The sequence below is a fragment of the Mesorhizobium waimense genome (assembly GCF_003601975.1).
Classification (GTDB): Bacteria; Pseudomonadota; Alphaproteobacteria; order Rhizobiales; family Rhizobiaceae; genus Mesorhizobium; species Mesorhizobium waimense.
Window position 1 is genome coordinate 40,309 of the sequence record NZ_QZWZ01000036.1, and the last position, 17,845, is coordinate 58,153.

A 17,845-nucleotide genomic window follows, 5' to 3' on the forward strand; every position below is an offset into this window, starting at 1 on the left:
CGACGGCTAAGCAGGAAGGAATCAAAACTTTTCCAGATCCTGATGGCGTGCCTTGATCTCGCGCACGGTGCGCGATGACGAGCGCAGCACGATGGTGTGCGTGGTTATGTAGGTGGGGCCGAACTTGACGCCATCGAGCATGTTGCCGTCGGTTACGCCGGTTGCCGCAAACAGCACGTCGCCGCGCGCCATGTCCTGGGCGCGGTAGACCCGCTTGGGATCAGATATGCCCATCCTGGCCGCGCGCGCCACCTTTTCCGGCGTATCCAGGATCAGCCGGCCCTGCATCTGGCCGCCGGTGCAGCGCAACGCGGCCGCCGCCAGCACCCCTTCCGGCGCACCGCCCGTGCCGAGATAGATATCGATGCCGGTCTCTTCCGGATCGGTGGTGTGGATGACGCCGGCGACATCGCCGTCGCCGATCAGCCGGATCGCCGCGCCCGTCGCCCGCACCGCCTCGATCAGTCTGCCGTGGCGCGGCCGGTCGAGGATGCAGGCGGTGATCTCGGATACCGGAACACCCTTGGCCCTGGCGAGGCCCGCGATGTTTTCGGCCGGCGAGGCGTCGATGCCAATGACGCCTTCGGCATAGCCCGGGCCGATGGCGATCTTGTCCATATAGACGTCGGGCGCGAACAAGAGGCTGCCCTTTTCCGCGATCGCGATGACGGCAAGCGCGTTGGGCAGGTTCTTGGCGCAGATCGTCGTGCCTTCGAGCGGATCGAGCGCGATATCGACCGCCGGCCCTTTGCCGGTGCCGACCTCCTCGCCGATGTAGAGCATCGGCGCCTCGTCGCGCTCGCCCTCGCCGATTACCACCGTGCCTTTGATCGCGAGCCGGTTGAGTTCCTCGCGCATGGCGTCGACCGCGACCTGGTCGGCGGCCTTCTCGTCGCCACGCCCGCGCAGCCTGGCAGCCGCCACCGCGGCCCGCTCGGTGACGCGCACCAGTTCCATGGTGAGTATCCGGTCGAGACCGGCGACAATGTTCTGGGCGACATTCATCGATGGAAAATCCTCGTTGGCATGCTGCCTCCCGCCAGAGGCCCGCTTCTTGTGTCAAAGCTCCATGACAACGGCAAGACTTACCAGGTAAATTTTTCGAAATCGCAGCAATATCAATCGATTAAAGGCGGAATATGATTGAATTTATCCGGCGCGCTCGATGCGGATGACCTGCGGCTTGTCGGTCAGATGGCCGTCCTTGGTGATGCCGTCGACGGCCTTGCGCACCGCCGCTTCGGTCGTCTCGTGAGTGACGAGGATCACCGTCTTCTGCGCGTCGGTTTCCGGCCCGGAGGCGTGCTGGACGATCGATTCCAGCGAGATATCGTTGTCGGCCATGCGCTTGGCGATCGCCGCAAAGACGCCGATGCGGTCATGCACGGTCAGCCGGATGAAATAGCCACCGGCGTGGCTGCGCATCTGCGCTTTCTTGTAGGGCTTCAGCTCCTTTGCCGGGCGGCCGAAGACCGGACCGTGCTGGAAGCCTGGCCGGCTCTTGGCGATGTCGGCAATGTCGCCGATGACGGCCGACGCCGTGGCGTTGCCGCCGGCGCCGGGGCCGGAAAGCAGCAGCTCGCCCAAAATGTCGGTCTCGATCGCCACCGCATTGGTGACGCCGTGCACCTGTGCGATGACCGAGGCGGTCGGCACCATGGTCGGATGCACGCGCTGCTCGATGCCGCTCTCGGTGCGCTGGGCGACGCCGAGCAGCTTGATGCGGTAGCCGAGATCGCCAGCGGCGCGAATGTCGGCCTGGCTGATGTTGGAGATGCCTTCCATGTAGATGTCGTTGGCTGCGATTTTCGTACCGAAGGCAAGGCTGGTCAGGATCGACAGTTTGTGCGCCGTATCATGGCCCTCGATGTCGAAGGTCGGATCGGCCTCGGCATAGCCCAGACGCTGCGCGTCCTTCAGGCAGGCGTCGAAGGAAATGCCCTCTGCCTCCATGCGGGTCAGGATGTAGTTGCAGGTGCCGTTGAGGATGCCGAAGACGCGGGTGACGGAATTGCCGGCCATCGCCTCGCGCATCGTCTTGATGACCGGGATGCCGCCGGCCACCGCCGCCTCGTAGTTGAGCAACACGCCCTTCTTCTCGGCGATCTCGGCAAGCTGCACGCCATGCTTGGCCAGCAGTGCCTTGTTGGCGGTCACCACATGGCGGCCGGCTCCCAGTGCCGCCTTCACGGACGCGAGCGCAGGCCCCTCGTCGCCGCCGATCAGTTCGACGAAGACATCGATATCGGCCTTCTCCGCCATCTTCACGGCGTCGTCGAACCACTCGGCCGAGCCAAGGTCGACACCGCGGTCGCGCTTCGGGTCGCGGGCGGAGACAGCAGAGACGACGATGTCGCGGCCGCACTGGCGGGTCAGTTCCGCCGCCTTGTCACCGAGCACGCGCGCAACCGAGGCGCCGACAGTGCCTAGACCGGCAATTCCAACACGCAACGCTTCAGCCATGTCCGGCGACGCCCCTCAAAATTCGTTTCGATGATGTCAGGCAAACTCAGCGGTGCGCGGAGAGCGGCACCACATTGTTGGGTTGCTTGGCGCTGGACGCCAGGAAGCGCTTGATGTTGCGGGCAGCCTGCCGGATCCGGTGCTCGTTCTCGACCAGCGCGATGCGCACATGATCGTCGCCATGCTCGCCGAAGCCGACTCCCGGCGCCACCGCCACGTCGGCGTGCTCGATCAGCAGCTTGGAGAATTCGAGCGAGCCAAGATGGCGGAACGGTTCCGGGATCGGCGCCCAGGCGAACATCGAGGCCGCCGGGGCCGGGATGGTCCAGCCGGCACGGGTGAAGGCGTCGACCATGACGTCACGGCGCTTGTGGTAGACCTCACGCACTTCGGCGATGTCAGCGCCGTCGCCGTTCAGAGCATGCGCCGCCGCCACCTGGATCGGCGTGAACGCGCCATAGTCGAGATAGGATTTGACGCGCGTCAGCGCCGAGATCAGCCGCTCGTTGCCGACGGCAAAACCCATGCGCCAGCCGGGCATGGAAAACGTCTTCGACATCGAGGTGAACTCGACGCAGACGTCGATGGCGCCTGGAACCTGCAGCACCGAAGGCGGCGGGTTGCCGTCGAAATAGATCTCCGAATAGGCAAGGTCGGACAGGATGATGATGTCGTTCTTCTTGGCGAAAGCCACCACGTCCTTGTAGAAATCGAGCGAGGCGACCAGCGCCGTCGGGTTCGACGGATAGTTGAGGATCAGCGCCAGCGGCTTCGGGATCGAATGGCGGATGCCGCGCTCAACCGCCGGGATAAAGCCGTCATCCGGCTCGACCTGCAGCGAGCGGATGACGCCGCCCGACATGATGAAGCCGAAGGCATGGATCGGATAGGTCGGGTTGGGGCACAGGATCACGTCGCCGGGCGCGGTGATCGCCTGCGCCATGTTGGCGAAGCCTTCCTTGGAGCCCAGCGTCGCCACCACCTGGGTGTCCGCGTTGAGCTTCACGCCGAAGCGGCGCTGATAGTAGGCGGCCTGGGCGCGGCGCAGGCCAGGAATGCCGCGCGACGACGAATAGCGATGCGTGCGCGGATCGCGCACCACTTCGCACAATTTGTCGACGATGGCCTTTGGTGTCGGCAGGTCGGGATTACCCATGCCAAGGTCGATGATGTCGGCGCCGCGCGAGCGGGCGCTGGCCTTCAGCCGGTTGACCTGCTCGAAGACATAGGGCGGAAGCCGGCGGACCTTGTGAAATTCTTCCATGTCAGTTCCAGACATTCAGAGGTAGTTTTGGCAGAGGTAGTTTTGGCAGAGGTGGTTTTGGCAAAGCTGTTTCGGCAAAGGGGTTTCGGCGCGCGATATAGCCCTAATTGCAGGTAGGGTCGAGGGCGGGATCGCATTTGGTCTCGATCTGCTTCAGCGTATCATCGCCATGGGACTTCGCCAGCGAGTTCAGCGCCGCCGGATTGCTCGCGCCGGTGCCGCCGCTCTTGCCGAGTTGCGCCTGCTGGTCGCCCTTCAACTGGGCAAGCTTGGCCTTGGTTTCCTCCGGGGTGAGTTGCTTGGCGGCCACCTGCGGCGGAATGTTGAGGTTCGGATAGGAGCCGGTGTCCTTCGGGCCCTCGGCAGTGGCGACCGGCGTTGTGTTGCCGTTGTTGCTGCTGGCGCAGCCGCCGGCCGCAAGCAGCGCGCTCCCCAGCAAGGCCAACGCGGCGATGCGGCAAATACCAACAGTGCTCGAAAAAACGGTGTCGCCGACATTAATCGTCATATTGTTTTCCTGGCAGCCGGGTTAGAGCGTGTTGGACCCGGCCGAATGTCCCATGATACTATGTCAAGAAAACGCTCCGGGAGGAACCCCGAGAACCATGTCCAAGACACCCGATTCGGGCAAAGCGGAAGATGGCGGACCTTCGACCGTCGAGCAATATCTGGTAAAGGACCCGGAACGCTTCGCGCTGAACATGGCGCGCATGGTCGAGCAGGCCGGCAAGGCGGCCTCCGCCTGGGCCGAGCCGCGCGAGAAGGGCGAAGTGCGCGACCACGTCGCCGAGCCCGTGGTCGACATGGTCAAGACCTTCTCCAAGCTCAGCGAATACTGGCTTGCCGACCCGCAGCGTGCTCTGGAGGCGCAGACGCGGCTGTTCGCCGGCTACATGACGGTCTGGGCAAATGCCATCCAGCGCGTCAGCCCGAACGCCGAAGCGTCTGACGACGCGGTCAAGCCGGAACGCGGCGACAAGCGCTTCCAGGATCCCGAATGGGGCCGCAATGCCTTCTTCGATTTCCTCAAGCAGGCCTATCTCGTCACCTCGCGCTGGGCGGCCGACCTGGTCGAGCATGCCGAGGGGCTGGACGAGCACACCCGCCACAAGGCCAGCTTCTACGTCAAGCAGGTGTCCAACGCGATCTCACCGTCGAACTTCATCCTGACCAATCCGGAGCTGTTTCGCGAAACGGTTGCCTCCAACGGCGAGAACCTGGTGCGCGGCATGAAGATGCTGGCCGAAGATATCGCCGCCGGCAAGGGCGACCTGAAGCTCAGGCAGGCCGACTATTCGCCCTTCGAGATCGGCAAGAACGTCGCCACTACCCCCGGCAAGGTGGTGGGCCGCAGCGATGTCGCCGAGATCATCCAGTATGATCCGGCGACCGAGACGGTGCTCAAGCGTCCCCTGCTGATCTGCCCGCCCTGGATCAACAAGTACTACATCCTCGATCTCAACCCGCAAAAATCCTTCATACGCTGGGCGGTCGAGCAGGGCCACACGGTCTTCGTCATCTCCTGGATCAATCCGGACGAGCGCCACGGCACCAAGAGCTGGGAGGCCTATATCCGCGAGGGCCTGCAATACGGCCTCGACATGGTCGAGAAGGCCACCGGCGAAAGGGACGTCAACGCCATCGGCTACTGCGTCGGCGGCACGCTGCTGGCGGCGGCACTTGCGCTGCTGGCGCAGGAGGGCGACGACCGCATCAAATCGGCCACCTTCTTCACCACCCAGGTCGATTTCACCTATGCCGGCGACTTGAAAGTTTTCGTCGACGAAGACCAGGTCGCGGCCGTCGAGAAGTCGATGAACGAGAAGGGCTACCTCGACGGCACCAAGATGGCGACCGCCTTCAACATGCTGCGCTCGGGCGACCTGATCTGGCCGTACGTCGTCAACAACTACATGCGCGGCAAGGACCCCCTGCCCTTCGACCTGCTCTACTGGAACGCCGATTCCACCCGCATGGCCGCCGCCAACCATTCCTTCTATCTTCGCAATTGCTACCTCGAGAACAACCTCTCGAAAGGCACGATGGAACTTGCCGGCCGCACCGTGTCGCTCGCCGACATCACCATCCCGGTCTACAACCTTGCCTCCAAGGAAGACCACATCGCGCCGGCACTATCGGTGTTCCTCGGTTCGAAGTATTTCGGCGGCCCGGTCGAATATGTGATGGCCGGCTCCGGCCACATCGCCGGCGTCGTCAACCCGCCGGCGTCGATGAAGTACCAGTACTGGACTGGCGGCAAGCCGGTGGGCGACTTTGGCCAGTGGTTCGCTTCGGCGGTGGAGCATCCCGGCTCCTGGTGGTCACACTGGCAGCACTGGATCGAGACCCAGGACAATGCCCGCGTGCCAGCCCGCAAACCTGGCAAGCATATGAAAACCTTGGGCGATGCACCGGGCACCTATGTCAAGGTGCGCGTGTAACAGCCTGTAATGTCTGGTGAGTTGACGGCTCGTCAAAACAGGCCGAAATGGTGTCGTCAACCATCCGGCAGCCTCAATTCGCGATCTACAAACGAATAAATCCGAGGCTTGCAGATTTGACACAGGTCCCGTTTCCGGTTGGGGAACAGAGGGGGCATTGCGACGGAGCGCGAGGCGCCGAGTCGACGATGAACCGGCCGGATACCGAGGGGGAATTTTGTTTTGAGATCAGCAGGTTGGCGTCTCGCACGGAGGGAAAGCCGCAGCATTGCGGCAGCGCTTTTTTCCGTGCTTCTGGCGTCCTGCACCTCGGCCGGCGACCCGACAATGTCCGTCGGCATGCCAGGCTACAACGCCACCTCGGCCGACATCAACGCGGCCTCCAGCGCGACAACGGCAACCGCGACCGATTCGTCCACGCAGGTGACATCAGCCTCTTCTGAGGCATCGACCGTGATGAGTGAGGACGATAAGCCTTTGCCTGAAAAGGTCGCCTATGTGCCGGTGACCAAGCCTGGGGCGGCCTTCCCCATCAACGTGCCTACTGGTTCCGACACCGTTGCCGGCAATACACCGCAGCCGCAGGTGCAGCCGGCGCAGACAGCCGCCGAGACCGACGCCGTGGCGCAGAAAGTCGCCGATGCCACCACGACGGCACCGAAAGCCGACGCCAAGGCTGCCGCCCCGGCGGTGGACAACGCCGTCTATGTGACGGCCGGCGAGGCGCCGCAGCAGGTCAACGCGCCGAAGAAGGGTTTCCTCGCCTCGCTGTTCAGCACCACTCCGGCCTCGGCGGCACCGGCGCCGCTGGTCAACGCGCGCTCGGGCGAGCAGCCTGTGCAGGCCAAGGCCACGACGCCCGCAAAACCTATTATCACGCTGGCCTCGGCCACTCCGGCCGAAAAGCCGGTGCGGCTTGCCTCGATCGGCGACGATAGCAACCACATCACCGGTGCCGACGCCCTGCCCGGCGTGCGCCAGACGGCGCTGTTTGAGATCAAGCGCAAATCCGGCCTCGACGACGAAAGCGACGTCGATCTCAACGAGGACGAGGGCGGCGCCTATCAGGTGGCCTCTGCCGCCGGCCTTGCCCGCCTTGCCCCCAACGGCCTGCTGAAGCAGAACGAGAGCGTCGACGTCGCCTGCCTGAAACCCTCGCTGGTGCGCGTGCTGAAGACGATCGAGGGCCACTACGGCCGCAAGATGGTCGTCACCTCGGGCTATCGCGACCCGGCCCGCAACCGCCGCGCCAACGGCGCCAAGAACTCGCTGCACATGTATTGCGCCGCCGCCGACATCCAGGTTCCCGGCGTCTCCAAATGGGATCTGGCAAACTACATCCGCACGATGCCCGGCCGTGGCGGCGTCGGCACCTATTGCCACACCGAATCCGTGCATATCGATGTCGGCCCCGAGCGCGACTGGAACTGGCGCTGCCGCCGGCGCAGCTGATTTTTCGCCGGCCCGCGCAAACGCCACCGAACCACGATCCGAAGATCGGGCAAGGTTGTGAAACCGCGGCCTGACAGGCCAAAAGCGCAGATTTTGCCACTGTTGAAAAAAGTTGTCGCAGGCGGCGGCAGACGGGTTGCCGGTTGCGAACAACGCAATTATAAGCCGCTCATCTGAGCGCGCCCATCGTCTAGCGGTCAGGACACCGCCCTTTCACGGCGGTAACAGGGGTTCGATTCCCCTTGGGCGTACCAGCGATTTCAACAACATGACGACAATCCGAAGTTTGCGGTCCCGATAAGGGACCCGAAATACGCTGCTACGTTGGGAACTCAGTACGACCAAATCGATTCTCTAATCTGATGCATTGGCATCCTTCGTCACCATCTGCATGGCAGCTTGCTTCGTTTGGGTACAGGCGTCGGTCTTGAAATTTCGACTGGTGCTGTACCCCTGCCTGCTTCGATCGCCATGGATCGGCGACGAGTCCGTCGCGCTCGCCAGATAATTCGTCGCCCGTGCCTCGCCTCCATGGCCGTTCGGATGATTGTCGAGATTGGAGAAGGCGCTTCTATTCGACCCACATCATCCGCGCTTCGGAACAGAACCGTTCGTGCGCTCCAGCGGGTAGAAGGTAGTTCGCGGTCCGAAGTCCCAAGAGGTAATGGCCGGCATGGGCGTCTATGTCCTGTTACGCTAGCGCTTCTCGAACGTCGGCTTCCAGTCGCGGTTGCGCGCCCGCTGCTGGCCTTCGTAGTCGGGAATGCATGTGAAGAACACCGGGCGGCCGTCGCGACCCTCAGCCTTGCATTTTGAGCAGCCAAAGAGGCCGACTAAATCCTGATGCATTGATCCGTGATCCGGCCCGAGCCTGTCGATCAGCGCTGCGATATCGAGCTTCGTCGATTTGCGGCACATCGGATGCCCGCAGTTGACATAGAGGGTTTCGCGGGCGGCCAGGGCGTCGGCGAGAGTCTTTTGGGGCATGGCGATCTCCGTTGAAGCGGTTCGCCGCAACGAAGGATTATATTCCTGATATCGGTCGCGCTGGCAAGCACGTCGTGGACCCACTCCCACCGCTACTGCTGGGGGCTGCGAGGTGGCCCCTGATCGAGGAGTGTGATCTCATCGGTCGCTGCTGGCAGTTCGCCCTTTGGCGTCAGCTTGTCGACTGCCTCGGGCAAATCTTTCGTGATCCTAGCAATCAGTTCATCGCGCGACAGACCAGTCTGCATCGAAAGAGCAGTGAGGGTGTCATCGTCTATTGCCGTCTCCACGTCCTTCGGTTCGATCGGCTCGTTGGGTCCGGTACTAACCCACGAATCTACCTTCGACCCCACTCCTGCGTTTCTGAAGCGGTCGAGGATATCCCCAAGCGCTGTCCCGGACACACCCTTGGACAGCTGATCCATGAGCCCGCCTTGCGGGTTGTTTGGATCGCGATTTCCTGCACCGCGGATCAAGTCTCCGATCTTGTCACGATTTTGGTAAGCCAGAATGCCAAGCACTGCGACAGCCAGTTTTCCCAGATTTGCCATTGGTTTCCTCCCTTAGGTCACAGGGAGAAGATTTCGTGCTCGCAAAGGTTCCACCTGTTCGACCCGGTCGACTTTCATATGATGCGCGCACCGTTTCCTCCCGAAAATCCTGCAGCGAGGCATGCCGCAAGTCTTCCTCGCCCCGTAGGTGCTTCACACGGCCGATCAGCCCCGGCCTGACCCATTGCGTCGCCGGCCGCTTCATGCCCTTCGGCGCCGTGCCAGCGCTGGTGGACGCGTTGCCAGAGCCGTTCACGCATTTCCCGGTTCAAGGTGATGAGCGCAGAACCGACATAGCGGCCGGTGCCTCGCTCGGCCATGAGAGCGAAAGCTGGCTTGCCGGCCTCGCGCTCGACGCCGAGCAGCTCGTATTCGTCAATGCTGTAAGCCTTCGTCTTCAGCCACGCAGTCGAGTTGCCGCTTCGGTATTTGCTGTCCTTGCGCTTCGAAACCATCCCCTCGAGCCCGGCCTGGTCGACGAGATGGAAAATAGCCACGGCGTCGCCTGGCAGCGCCTGGCTGAATTGAATTCTGCCGCCGTCCGGTATCATTCCGGCCAGGATCTCACGACGATCCTCTAGCGCCATGTCGAGCAGATCGTGGCCATTGAGGTGCAGCAGATCGATGGCGACGAAATACAGATCGTGTTGCCGGCGCGTGATGGCTTTGCGAAGTGCGGCGAAGTCTGACAGCCCGGCCTCGTTGGTGACGATGATCTCGCCGTCGATGATCGCGCTCGCCACCTCCAGTTCGCCGGCCGCCTTGGCCAGGTCGCGGTATTTTGATGTCCAGTCGCGACCGCGGCGGGTGAAGATGCGTACGCCGCCGGCGTCCCTGACGATCTGCGAGCGGTAGCCGTCGAACTTGACTTCGTGAATCCAGTCTCCTCCCTCGGGTGGCTTATCCACCAGTGTCGGCATCAAGGGCTCAATGAACTCCAGCGGGTCTCCGGCGGCGCGCTTACGCATCGGAATCCACGCAAAACTCGAAATTGATTCAATAGCGGGGAGCCGTTTCCGTTCCGTTAGCTCTTGCTAAAAAGGCCGACCTGAAAATTTGCTCGTGCTCGCTGTTCTGTTCGGCCGGAGGAACGACCTCTGGCAGCCAAACCCCGTCCGCGGTAAAATGAAACAGGGGGACATTCACCAACCCAGCAAGGGAGGTCCGCCATGAAAGTCAAAGACGCAATGCACAAGGGTGTTGACTGGGTCAGCCCCGAAATCGCTGTCACCGAACTGGCGAAAATGATGCGAGCCCAGGATATCGGGTCGATTCCTATCGGAGAGAACGACCGACTGATCGGAATGGTGACCGACCGCGATATTGTCTGCAAAGGACTGGCGGAGGATGGTTTTGACGGCCATACCGCAACGGCGCGCGATGTCATGACGACCGGCATTCACTGCTGCCGCGAAGACGATGATCTGGCCAAGGCCATGCGGCACATGGAGGAACTGAAAATCCGCAGGTTGCCGGTGATCAACAAGAGCATGCGGATGGTCGGCATCCTCAGCGTCGGCGACGTCGGTCAGTCGGCGCCGAGGGAACTTGTGTCCGAATACGTCAAGAGCGTTTCCGCCCATCACCACTGAAGGGCGTGCTTCTCGAGCGACGACCCTTCAGACTGCCGCCGCGCTGGCCAACAGCGCGCCGGCAGAAATGTTCGGTCATCGAGGCCGACGCCGACCCTTCATGCGGCGTCCATAAAGCGGTCGCCCTGACCTTAATCGCAGCCGAGGCGGAACAAAAAGCCCGCCGGCCGAAGCCAGCGGGAGGGACCTGGAGTAGCCAGAGTGGGATCTGGCATATTGCAAACGATACGCCCTGGCTTTTGGCTCAGGCCGCAACATCAAGGGAAACATCAGCGTGAACTTGGGTGAGCATATCTCCCATCTGCCGGGCCAAGAGTATTACGACGAGACAGTGATCACGCCGAGCCAGGGTGAGCGCTGGTTTTTGCTCAGAGGCTGAGGCGAGAGCGGCGGGAGCTGGCGGAAGGCGAAAAAATAGGAATAGCAGAAGCCAACGTCGTGACCGGAGCGTCTTGGCTTTCAGCAGGCTGTGATTTCGCTCCCGAAAGCGACCTAGAAGGAGATTATGTGATGATCACTGGTGCTCAATGCCGCGCCGCTCGCGCGCTAGTCGAATGGACCCGCGAAAAGCTCGCCGGCAATTCAGGCGTGGATGCGTTGGTCATCGAAGAATTCGAGCGTCGGATCACCCTCCCCGACCGGGACATCTGCGACAAGCTACAAACCGCGCTCGAAAACGCCGGTGCCGCTTTCATTGCGGAGAACGGGGGCGGCATCGGAGTTCGCCTGAAGCTCAACCGCTCCGAAGTCAGACGGATCGGCGTTCTGGAAAATGAAGGCGGCATCGTCGGGACAGATGCCGTTCCATAGGCTCAATTGCTTCGAAGTTCGATGGACCTACAGGAGCCATCGGTTTGCGACCAAGGAGGCCGTCGTGACGGTTGTCTGGAACGATCTTACACAGGAGGAGCAGACAGCGCTTAAGCGGTTGAATCGCGGGCCCTACCCGGCACTATCCAAAGCATTGGCAGAACGCCTTGTCTTTCTCGGACTGGCGGAAGAAAGACTAAGTGGCACGGGCATAAACAGGGCTGGACGAGCGCTGGTGATAAACACCTTACTGAACGTTCGCCCTGACTAGCTCCAACTTGATAGCCGAAGCGCTGCCTTGACTTCCGGAATTGCTTCACCAACTATAGCTTTATGGACGTCACTGTCAAAATCCGTTGCGATTTTCTTTTCCGGGTTTGCCCCATCGCGGGATCATAACCCCCGGCTCGGCTGCCATGCGCCCCGAGCCGAGGGGCAACACCTAAGTCAACATATGATCCGTAGGGTGCACCGCCTCTGGGCTTTGGTGCATCAACGAAGATTTTCTCGAATTGGCCAGTTCCGTCACCTTTGATGACGGCTGGCCCAACTAGAATATGAGTATCCAAATGCAGAACACCACGAAAACCCCGCGCAAGCCAAACATCCGCATCTCGCAGTCGGACCATGCACGTTTATCGGCGCTTGCGAGCACTGTGGCCGCTCGAAATCCGGAGGCTTCCGATGAACTGCTCGCCGAACTCGAGCGCGCACGCATCGTCGCCGATGGTTGGGTCTCCGCTGGCACCGTCCGGATGGGTTCAACTGTGACGTTCAAGCCCGACACCGGCGATCGTAAAACGATCACGCTGGTTTTTCCTGGCGAGGCGGACATCTCGGAAGGCAAGGTTTCAATCCTCACGCCGATTGGCACAGCCCTGATCGGCCTCTCGGCTGGACAGTCTATCATGTGGACCGCCCGAGACGGGCGCCGGCACGAATTGCTGGTCCTTGCCGTGAACCAGCCCGCCCCGGAAGGCGATGGAGCCGAGCGGCTCGCACCAGCGTCTCCGGCGATTGCGGCGAGTGTCTAGACGTGGGCATCTCCGTACGTCTCCTCAATCATGCGGGCAGCCTAATCGCGGGAGTCTAACCCCTGCGCCGGCTTGTCCGGCACAGGGGTAATTCTTCACACCCGATCAATTTCCTGACGCTGGATCCCTTGCACGGGGCCGGCTGGAGACGCACCATGCCCAATATCGACAGCTGTCAACTGACGACCAAGGACTACACCATTCTGGAAGTGATGCGGGAGCGCCACCCGGCCCGCACCCAAACACTGTTGACTATCCTCCACCGGAAGATTTCGAGCGCACTCGTCATGTTTCGGGAAGACATCCCGGCAACCGTCGTGACGCTCAGCAGCCGCGTGGCTTACCGGGTAAACGATGGCCCCGCCGAAACGCGCATCCTCACACATGGCGAGATGCGCGGTCTGGTAGGCATGCTTTTGCCAATCACCAATCCGCGCGGTCTGGCACTGCTTGGTCTGGCCGAAGGTCAATCCATGACCATTCCGAGTGCGGACGGCAGCCCTGAAACGCTGACTGTCCACGAAGTGGTCTATCAGCCGGAAGCCGCAAGGCGCGAGAGATTGAAGTTGGCGCTGGGGGCGGAACCGGGCTCGTCGCAACTGGGCAGGCTTGTTCTCCACGTCGTCCATCGTTCTGATAAGTTGCAGGACAACGCAGAGAACAAAGTCATGGCGGCTTTCGACACTGGGTTCGACGACCCGGGACCGTCCGCCGCCTGAGAGCTCGACCATCCCGAGGGCTGTGAAACTGGCCCGGCGCGGCTCTCCGAGCACATCATGCACCTGCCTGCTGAGGGCATAAGCTGGTTCAGGCCGCCAAGAAACTCCGCCGACAGCTAAGTCGGCGTAGTTGTGAAAACTCTGGTTGATCCAGAATGCACATTGAGTGGTGGCGGAATGTCGCGCGCCTTGCGCGCAGGATTCGCTCATGCGCGCCGTGGCGTCCGAGCTCTTCCTCAAATGTGCGAATCCGAGCGCCTACCGCGTAGCCGGTTGGCAGCCCTCAGAAAGCTGCCGGAATGCACGATTTCGAAGAACGTACGGCCGCGGTCAAGGTCCAACATGGTTTGCCAGTTCAGTGCAATAAACTTGCATCAATGCGGCATTTAATTGCGTTTGCCTTCCTGTTTTATGCAGCGCAACGTGTTCATCGCCAGGCGGCTTTCCGTCACTGACGAATAAATGAACGCAGGCGAGGCCTGATCCCCTTGCGACCGCGGGTTCGCAAGTTGTTGTCCGCCGTTGAGCCCGCCCGGTCTGCCCGCAGCGAGGAGCAGGAAGCACAACATGTCCATTCCAGCCACAGTCTTGGATGATCGCAAACACAGGTTCCTCATCAAGTGGCTTTTCTCGACCAACCACAAAGATATCGGGACTCTCTACCTCCTGTTCTCGATCATGGCCGGCGTTCTCGGCACCGCGCTTTCGGTGTTGATCCGCATGGAGTTGCAGGAACCAGGCTTGCAGATATTTGGCGATCCGGGGGTCTACAACGTTGTCGTCAGTTCCCATGGGCTTGTCATGATCTTTTTCGTCCTCATGCCGGCGCTGATCGGTGGCTTCGGCAATTGGATGGTGCCGATCATGATCGGCGCGCCCGATATGGCTTTTCCGCGCTTGAACAATATCTCGTTCTGGCTGCTGGTGATGTCGTTTGTCCTCTTCATCGCCTCGATGTTCGTTCCAGGAGCGCCAGGTGCGCTCGGCCATGGCGGCGGGTGGACGCTCTATCCGCCCTACTCGACGGACGGCCAACCGGGGCCTGCTGTCGACCTCGTCATACTGTCGATCCACCTGTCGGGCGCCTCGTCGATCCTCGGTGCGATCAATTTCATCACCACCATCTTCAACATGCGCGCACCCGGCATGACGTTGCACAAGATGCCTCTGTTCGCCTGGTCGATGCTGGTCACGGCCTACATGCTTCTCATGTCACTACCGGTGCTCGCCGGTGCAGTGACCATGCTTTTGACCGATCGCAATTTCGGGACGACCTTCTTCGCGCCTTCCGGCGGCGGTGATCCGATCCTCTACCAGCATCTGTTCTGGTTCTTCGGCCATCCCGAAGTCTACATCATGATCCTGCCTGGGTTCGGGATCATCAGCCATGTAATCGCGACCTTCGCCAAGAAGCCGGTCTTCGGCTATCTCGGCATGGCCTATGCAATGGTGGCTATCGGCACGATCGGCTTTGTCGTTTGGGCGCATCACATGTATACCACGGGCCTGTCCCTAGACACCCAGCGCTACTTCGCCTTCGCCTCGATGGTGATCGCCGTTCCAACCGGCATAAAGGTGTTTTCGTGGCTGGCAACCATGTGGGGAGGATCGATCGAGTTCAAGACCCCGATGCTCTGGGCTCTCGGTTTCGTCCTGCTCTTCACCATTGGCGGCGTCACCGGGATCGTGGTTGCCAGCCCCGGTCTCGACCGCTCGTTGCACGACACCTATTATGTGATTGCCCACTTTCACTATGTCCTGTCGCTGGGCGCGGTCTTCGCCATCTTCGCCGGCTTTTATTACTGGTTCCCGAAGATGACCGGCTATATGTACAGCGAAACGATGGGCAAGCTCCATTTCTGGCTGATGTTCATTGGCGTCAACCTGGTCTTTTTCCCGCAGCATTTTCTCGGAATGGCCGGCATGCCGCGACGCTATGCCGACTACCCCGACGCTTTCGCCGGCTGGAATTTCATCTCGTCGATCGGGGCCTACATTTCAACGGCCGGACTTATCGTCTTCTTCATCGCGGTCGCGGAGGCCTTCACCCGCAAGCGTCAAGCTGGCGCCAATCCATGGGGCGAAGGTGCGACCACGCTCGAATGGCTGCTGCCGTCGCCGCCGCCCTTCCATCAGTGGGAAAAGCTGCCGCTCATTCTCTAACACTCGCCTCCTTCCAAATCGCCGTCTCTGTCACTTCGACATTTTGTCGGGAGAACGTCATGAACGAGACCACAGATCCAAACAACCAGATCCTGATCGTCGTGATTATCGCGTTCTATTGGGCATTGCTGGGCAATTGGAGCCAACTTCTGCCACGCTCGGGCGACGATAAGACCAAGCGGGACGATACGCCGACAGAGCAACGAACCGGCAATAGCGAAAACACTTCTTCTGCGGACACGCCCTTGGATGTGATCCGAGAGATCGACCCGAATTTCGACCTCGCCGCTTTTCTGGCCGGCGCCAAGACGGCTTATGAAGTTATCCTGCAGGCCTATGCTGACGGTGACATCCAAACGTTGAAGCGCCTTGTCGGGCCCGAAGTGCTTGATACCTTCGAACGAGCGATTGCCGAACGCAGGGATCGAAAGGAGATGCTACAGCTCACCATCATCGGCACGAGCGAAGCAAAGATCGTCGACGCTTTCGAGGTGGATGGTACGGCTGAAATTGCCGTTCGCTTCGTTTCCGACATGGTCAGCGCTACGCGCTCGGCCTGCGACGTGATCGTCGCCGGCGATCCCCAGCAGATCGTTGAGGTGATCGATACGTGGACGTTCGCCTGTGACATCCAGTCAACGAAGCACAATTGGATGTTGATCGCCACGGAAGGCGAGTAACAGGTCTGTGCTCCCGATGCTGCTGCTTGGCAGCCCCGCGGCAGTTGGCGGGCGGTCAACCCGGAGCGCTGGACGGCCTACGCGGATTTCTCAGCTTTTGACAATGCGCATCCACTATTTGTGTATCACGCTCAATTCGACATGACCCGGTTCAGTCGATCATTTTCAAGCAGCGAGCGGGTAGCACCGCCGAAGATCCACTCCCTGAATCTGCTGTGTCCGTAGGCGCCGGATATGATCAAATCCGCATGCATCGCTTCGGCCACATCAGCGATCGATCCACCATCGGATTTTTCCGGAAACACGTCCGCCTTTGCCTTTACGCCGTGGCTCGAAAGGAAGGCGACGACATCGTTCAGGCTGTTCCAGGTTTCATCGGTCGCATCATCGTCGATCGCGATTACACGAACCTCCTGAGCCATTTGCAGAAACGGCATGGCATCAACAACCGCGCGCCTCGCTTCACGCGTATCCTTCCACCCGACAAGAACCTTGTTGATCCGAAAATTTTCCTGGTTGGTCGAGGCAACCAGTACAGGTCGTCCCGCCTGAAGGATCAGGTTGCCGAGATCGGTGGAACGATGAACGTTGCCAGAAGAGGCACCCTCGGGCGACGCTGTGACGATGAGATCGGCCACACGCGCCGAGTCGATCAGCAAGCGAGTCGGATTGTCCACCGCCCCACGCCATTCCGTATCAACCGAAGCGCCAGCAAGTCGTTCGAACTCAATGCGGAGGTCCTCAATTCGTCGCTCGATGTTCTTGCGCTGGCGCATCATGCTCTCTCCTTCGAATGCCACCCCTCCTTCCATCACAACGGGCGGAGGAACGTCGGCAGCCGAAATACCGATCAGGCGCGCGTCGAAGCGCTGGGCCAGATCGACAGCGATTTTGATCACGGGTGCGACCATACCGTCGATGTCGAGGTTGAGAACGATGGACTTGTAGGTCATTGGGCTTTCCTTCCATGGGTTGGAGATGATGCCGGGCCGCTAAGGGGAGCCAACAAGACGTCCTGCCGCGAGACGCGGCTTCGCAATGCGGCAGCCCTCAGGTCTGCCCGCAACGTTCAATAAATTCGATGACGAACGATCAAGTAGTGAGTGCGTCGGCCGGCGTGATCGTGAGATCCTCGCTTACTCGAACATGATCCGAGCGGTACCTCTTTTTGCGATCAACATTCTCCGAGCCTCCTGGATCCTCTCAGCCTGTTGTTTGGTATAGGGACCCATCGGCCGAGTCTTTTCATCGCCGCGACGAACCCGGCAGTACCAGTGGCCGCTGTCCGAGAAGATTTCAACCGAGGTCGGTGCATCGTTGGCCGCCTCTTTGGCGACCTCGTTCATGAATTTCACGACCTTTGAATAATGCTGGGCGGGCGCAACCGTGCGCAAACCACTGGTGACGCTAAGTTCCCGCTTCACTGTGGACATAGTCGAACTCCTTTCGGTCACAACGACATTCCGCTCTGCCATTTCTGATTGCGATCTTCTCGGATCGGAGTGCCGGAGCGCGCTTGCTAGGTCACCATCTGGCGCTCCATTTCCAGCTCGGCCTCCAGGCTCTCGATGTCGCGGAAGATCGACGCGACAGCCAGCGTCCGCCCTTCGCGCTTGAAGCGCAGGAGACAATCCTTGGCAACAACGTCACCATCGACCGCGATCTCGTCCCATTGCTCGGCATGGCCGA

The 17,845-nt window shown here is 60.9% G+C and carries 15 protein-coding genes, 1 tRNA gene and 4 pseudogenes; 10 read left to right on the forward strand and 10 right to left on the reverse strand.

Annotated elements, in window-relative coordinates; all coding sequences use genetic code 11:
- Positions 1–21: 21 nt before the first annotated feature.
- The 4 genes from glpX to D3227_RS30520 form a co-directional block, all read right to left on the reverse strand.
- A complete protein-coding gene (gene glpX, locus D3227_RS30505) occupies positions 22–1,005 on the reverse strand; it encodes a class II fructose-bisphosphatase (protein ID WP_120017923.1) in 984 nt (327 codons plus the stop codon).
- A gap of 144 nt (positions 1,006–1,149) precedes the next feature.
- Positions 1,150–2,463, reverse strand: coding sequence for a homoserine dehydrogenase (locus D3227_RS30510; RefSeq protein ID WP_120017924.1), 1,314 nt, complete (start codon positions 2,461–2,463; stop codon positions 1,150–1,152).
- A 46-nt stretch (positions 2,464–2,509) separates the two neighbouring features.
- Positions 2,510–3,727, reverse strand: coding sequence for an LL-diaminopimelate aminotransferase (locus D3227_RS30515; RefSeq protein WP_120017925.1), 1,218 nt, complete (start codon positions 3,725–3,727; stop codon positions 2,510–2,512).
- A 103-nt stretch (positions 3,728–3,830) separates the two neighbouring features.
- Positions 3,831–4,235 carry a hypothetical protein gene (locus D3227_RS30520; protein ID WP_120017926.1) on the reverse strand — a complete coding sequence of 135 codons (405 nt, stop codon included), beginning with the start codon at positions 4,233–4,235 and terminating at the stop codon, positions 3,831–3,833.
- 97 nt (positions 4,236–4,332) lie between these two features.
- Here D3227_RS30520 and D3227_RS30525 point away from each other — a divergent pair, with 97 nt between their 5' ends.
- The 3 genes from D3227_RS30525 (at position 4,333) to D3227_RS30535 (ending at position 7,874) form a co-directional block, all read left to right on the forward strand.
- Positions 4,333–6,168: a PHA/PHB synthase family protein gene (locus D3227_RS30525; RefSeq protein WP_120017927.1), complete on the forward strand. Its 1,836-nt coding sequence runs from the start codon at positions 4,333–4,335 to the stop codon at positions 6,166–6,168.
- Positions 6,169–6,495: 327 nt separating this feature from the next.
- Positions 6,496–7,620 carry a YcbK family protein gene (locus D3227_RS30530; RefSeq protein ID WP_245451932.1) on the forward strand — a complete coding sequence of 375 codons (1,125 nt, stop codon included), beginning with the start codon at positions 6,496–6,498 and terminating at the stop codon, positions 7,618–7,620.
- A 179-nt stretch (positions 7,621–7,799) separates the two neighbouring features.
- Positions 7,800–7,874, forward strand: a tRNA-Glu gene (locus D3227_RS30535).
- Between the two features lie 442 nt (positions 7,875–8,316).
- Here the strand turns inward: D3227_RS30535 and D3227_RS30540 are convergent.
- From D3227_RS30540 to D3227_RS30550, 3 genes and pseudogenes are all read right to left on the reverse strand, one after another.
- Positions 8,317–8,607 carry a hypothetical protein gene (locus D3227_RS30540; protein WP_120017929.1) on the reverse strand — a complete coding sequence of 97 codons (291 nt, stop codon included), beginning with the start codon at positions 8,605–8,607 and terminating at the stop codon, positions 8,317–8,319.
- A 92-nt stretch (positions 8,608–8,699) separates the two neighbouring features.
- On the reverse strand, positions 8,700–9,158 hold the full coding sequence (locus D3227_RS30545) for a YidB family protein (RefSeq protein ID WP_120017930.1): 459 nt from the start codon (positions 9,156–9,158) through the stop codon (positions 8,700–8,702).
- A gap of 94 nt (positions 9,159–9,252) precedes the next feature.
- A pseudogene (locus D3227_RS30550) lies at positions 9,253–10,126 on the reverse strand (ATP-dependent DNA ligase); the annotation flags it as partial.
- 201 nt (positions 10,127–10,327) lie between these two features.
- Between D3227_RS30550 and D3227_RS30555 the strand changes: the two are divergent.
- From D3227_RS30555 to D3227_RS30585, 7 genes and pseudogenes are all read left to right on the forward strand, one after another.
- Positions 10,328–10,750, forward strand: coding sequence for a CBS domain-containing protein (locus D3227_RS30555; RefSeq protein WP_120017931.1), 423 nt, complete (start codon positions 10,328–10,330; stop codon positions 10,748–10,750).
- 247 nt (positions 10,751–10,997) lie between these two features.
- Positions 10,998–11,168 (forward strand): annotated as a pseudogene (locus D3227_RS44805) (sunset domain-containing protein); the annotation flags it as partial.
- 20 nt (positions 11,169–11,188) lie between these two features.
- Positions 11,189–11,560, forward strand: coding sequence for a helix-turn-helix domain-containing protein (locus tag D3227_RS30560; RefSeq protein WP_342634021.1), 372 nt, complete (start codon positions 11,189–11,191; stop codon positions 11,558–11,560).
- 569 nt (positions 11,561–12,129) lie between these two features.
- Entirely contained in the window at positions 12,130–12,594 is a 465-nt protein-coding gene (gene rnk / locus D3227_RS30565; protein ID WP_120017933.1) for a nucleoside diphosphate kinase regulator, read from the forward strand.
- Between the two features lie 155 nt (positions 12,595–12,749).
- The gene (locus D3227_RS30570; RefSeq protein ID WP_120017945.1) at positions 12,750–13,313 is read left to right on the forward strand and encodes a GreA/GreB family elongation factor; all 564 of its coding nucleotides are present in this window, start codon (positions 12,750–12,752) and stop codon (positions 13,311–13,313) included.
- 621 nt (positions 13,314–13,934) lie between these two features.
- Positions 13,935–15,476, forward strand: a pseudogene (gene ctaD, locus D3227_RS30580) (cytochrome c oxidase subunit I); the annotation flags it as partial.
- Positions 15,477–15,535: 59 nt separating this feature from the next.
- Positions 15,536–16,156, forward strand: a complete 621-nt coding sequence (locus D3227_RS30585) for a Tim44/TimA family putative adaptor protein (protein WP_167480917.1) — start codon at positions 15,536–15,538, stop codon at positions 16,154–16,156.
- A gap of 131 nt (positions 16,157–16,287) precedes the next feature.
- On the opposite strand, the gene D3227_RS30590 is transcribed toward D3227_RS30585, so the two are convergent.
- The 3 genes and pseudogenes from D3227_RS30590 to D3227_RS43045 all read right to left on the reverse strand — a co-directional run.
- Complete coding sequence (locus tag D3227_RS30590; protein ID WP_120017937.1) at positions 16,288–17,109, reverse strand: universal stress protein; 822 nt, start codon at positions 17,107–17,109, stop codon at positions 16,288–16,290.
- Positions 17,110–17,292: 183 nt separating this feature from the next.
- Positions 17,293–17,589 (reverse strand): hypothetical protein, encoded by a 297-nt coding sequence (locus D3227_RS30595; protein WP_147377719.1) that lies wholly within the window; start codon positions 17,587–17,589, stop codon positions 17,293–17,295.
- Positions 17,590–17,675: 86 nt separating this feature from the next.
- A pseudogene (locus D3227_RS43045) lies at positions 17,676–17,845 on the reverse strand (pyridine nucleotide-disulfide oxidoreductase); the annotation flags it as partial.

Excerpts from the sequence above, each read along its gene's own strand:
- glpX (WP_120017923.1), bottom strand. The coding sequence starts at position 1,005 with ATGAATGTCGCCCAGAACATTGTCGCCGGTCTCGACCGGATACTCACC.
- D3227_RS30510 (WP_120017924.1), bottom strand. The coding sequence starts at position 2,463 with ATGGCTGAAGCGTTGCGTGTTGGAATTGCCGGTCTAGGCACTGTCGGC.
- D3227_RS30515 (WP_120017925.1), bottom strand. The coding sequence starts at position 3,727 with ATGGAAGAATTTCACAAGGTCCGCCGGCTTCCGCCCTATGTCTTCGAG.
- D3227_RS30520 (WP_120017926.1), bottom strand. The coding sequence starts at position 4,235 with ATGACGATTAATGTCGGCGACACCGTTTTTTCGAGCACTGTTGGTATT.
- D3227_RS30525 (WP_120017927.1), top strand. The coding sequence starts at position 4,333 with ATGTCCAAGACACCCGATTCGGGCAAAGCGGAAGATGGCGGACCTTCG.
- D3227_RS30530 (WP_245451932.1), top strand. The coding sequence starts at position 6,496 with ATGTCCGTCGGCATGCCAGGCTACAACGCCACCTCGGCCGACATCAAC.
- D3227_RS30540 (WP_120017929.1), bottom strand. The coding sequence starts at position 8,607 with ATGCCCCAAAAGACTCTCGCCGACGCCCTGGCCGCCCGCGAAACCCTC.
- D3227_RS30545 (WP_120017930.1), bottom strand. The coding sequence starts at position 9,158 with ATGGCAAATCTGGGAAAACTGGCTGTCGCAGTGCTTGGCATTCTGGCT.
- D3227_RS30555 (WP_120017931.1), top strand. The coding sequence starts at position 10,328 with ATGAAAGTCAAAGACGCAATGCACAAGGGTGTTGACTGGGTCAGCCCC.
- rnk (WP_120017933.1), top strand. The coding sequence starts at position 12,130 with ATGCAGAACACCACGAAAACCCCGCGCAAGCCAAACATCCGCATCTCG.
- D3227_RS30570 (WP_120017945.1), top strand. The coding sequence starts at position 12,750 with ATGCCCAATATCGACAGCTGTCAACTGACGACCAAGGACTACACCATT.
- D3227_RS30585 (WP_167480917.1), top strand. The coding sequence starts at position 15,536 with ATGAACGAGACCACAGATCCAAACAACCAGATCCTGATCGTCGTGATT.
- D3227_RS30590 (WP_120017937.1), bottom strand. The coding sequence starts at position 17,109 with ATGACCTACAAGTCCATCGTTCTCAACCTCGACATCGACGGTATGGTC.
- D3227_RS30595 (WP_147377719.1), bottom strand. The coding sequence starts at position 17,589 with ATGTCCACAGTGAAGCGGGAACTTAGCGTCACCAGTGGTTTGCGCACG.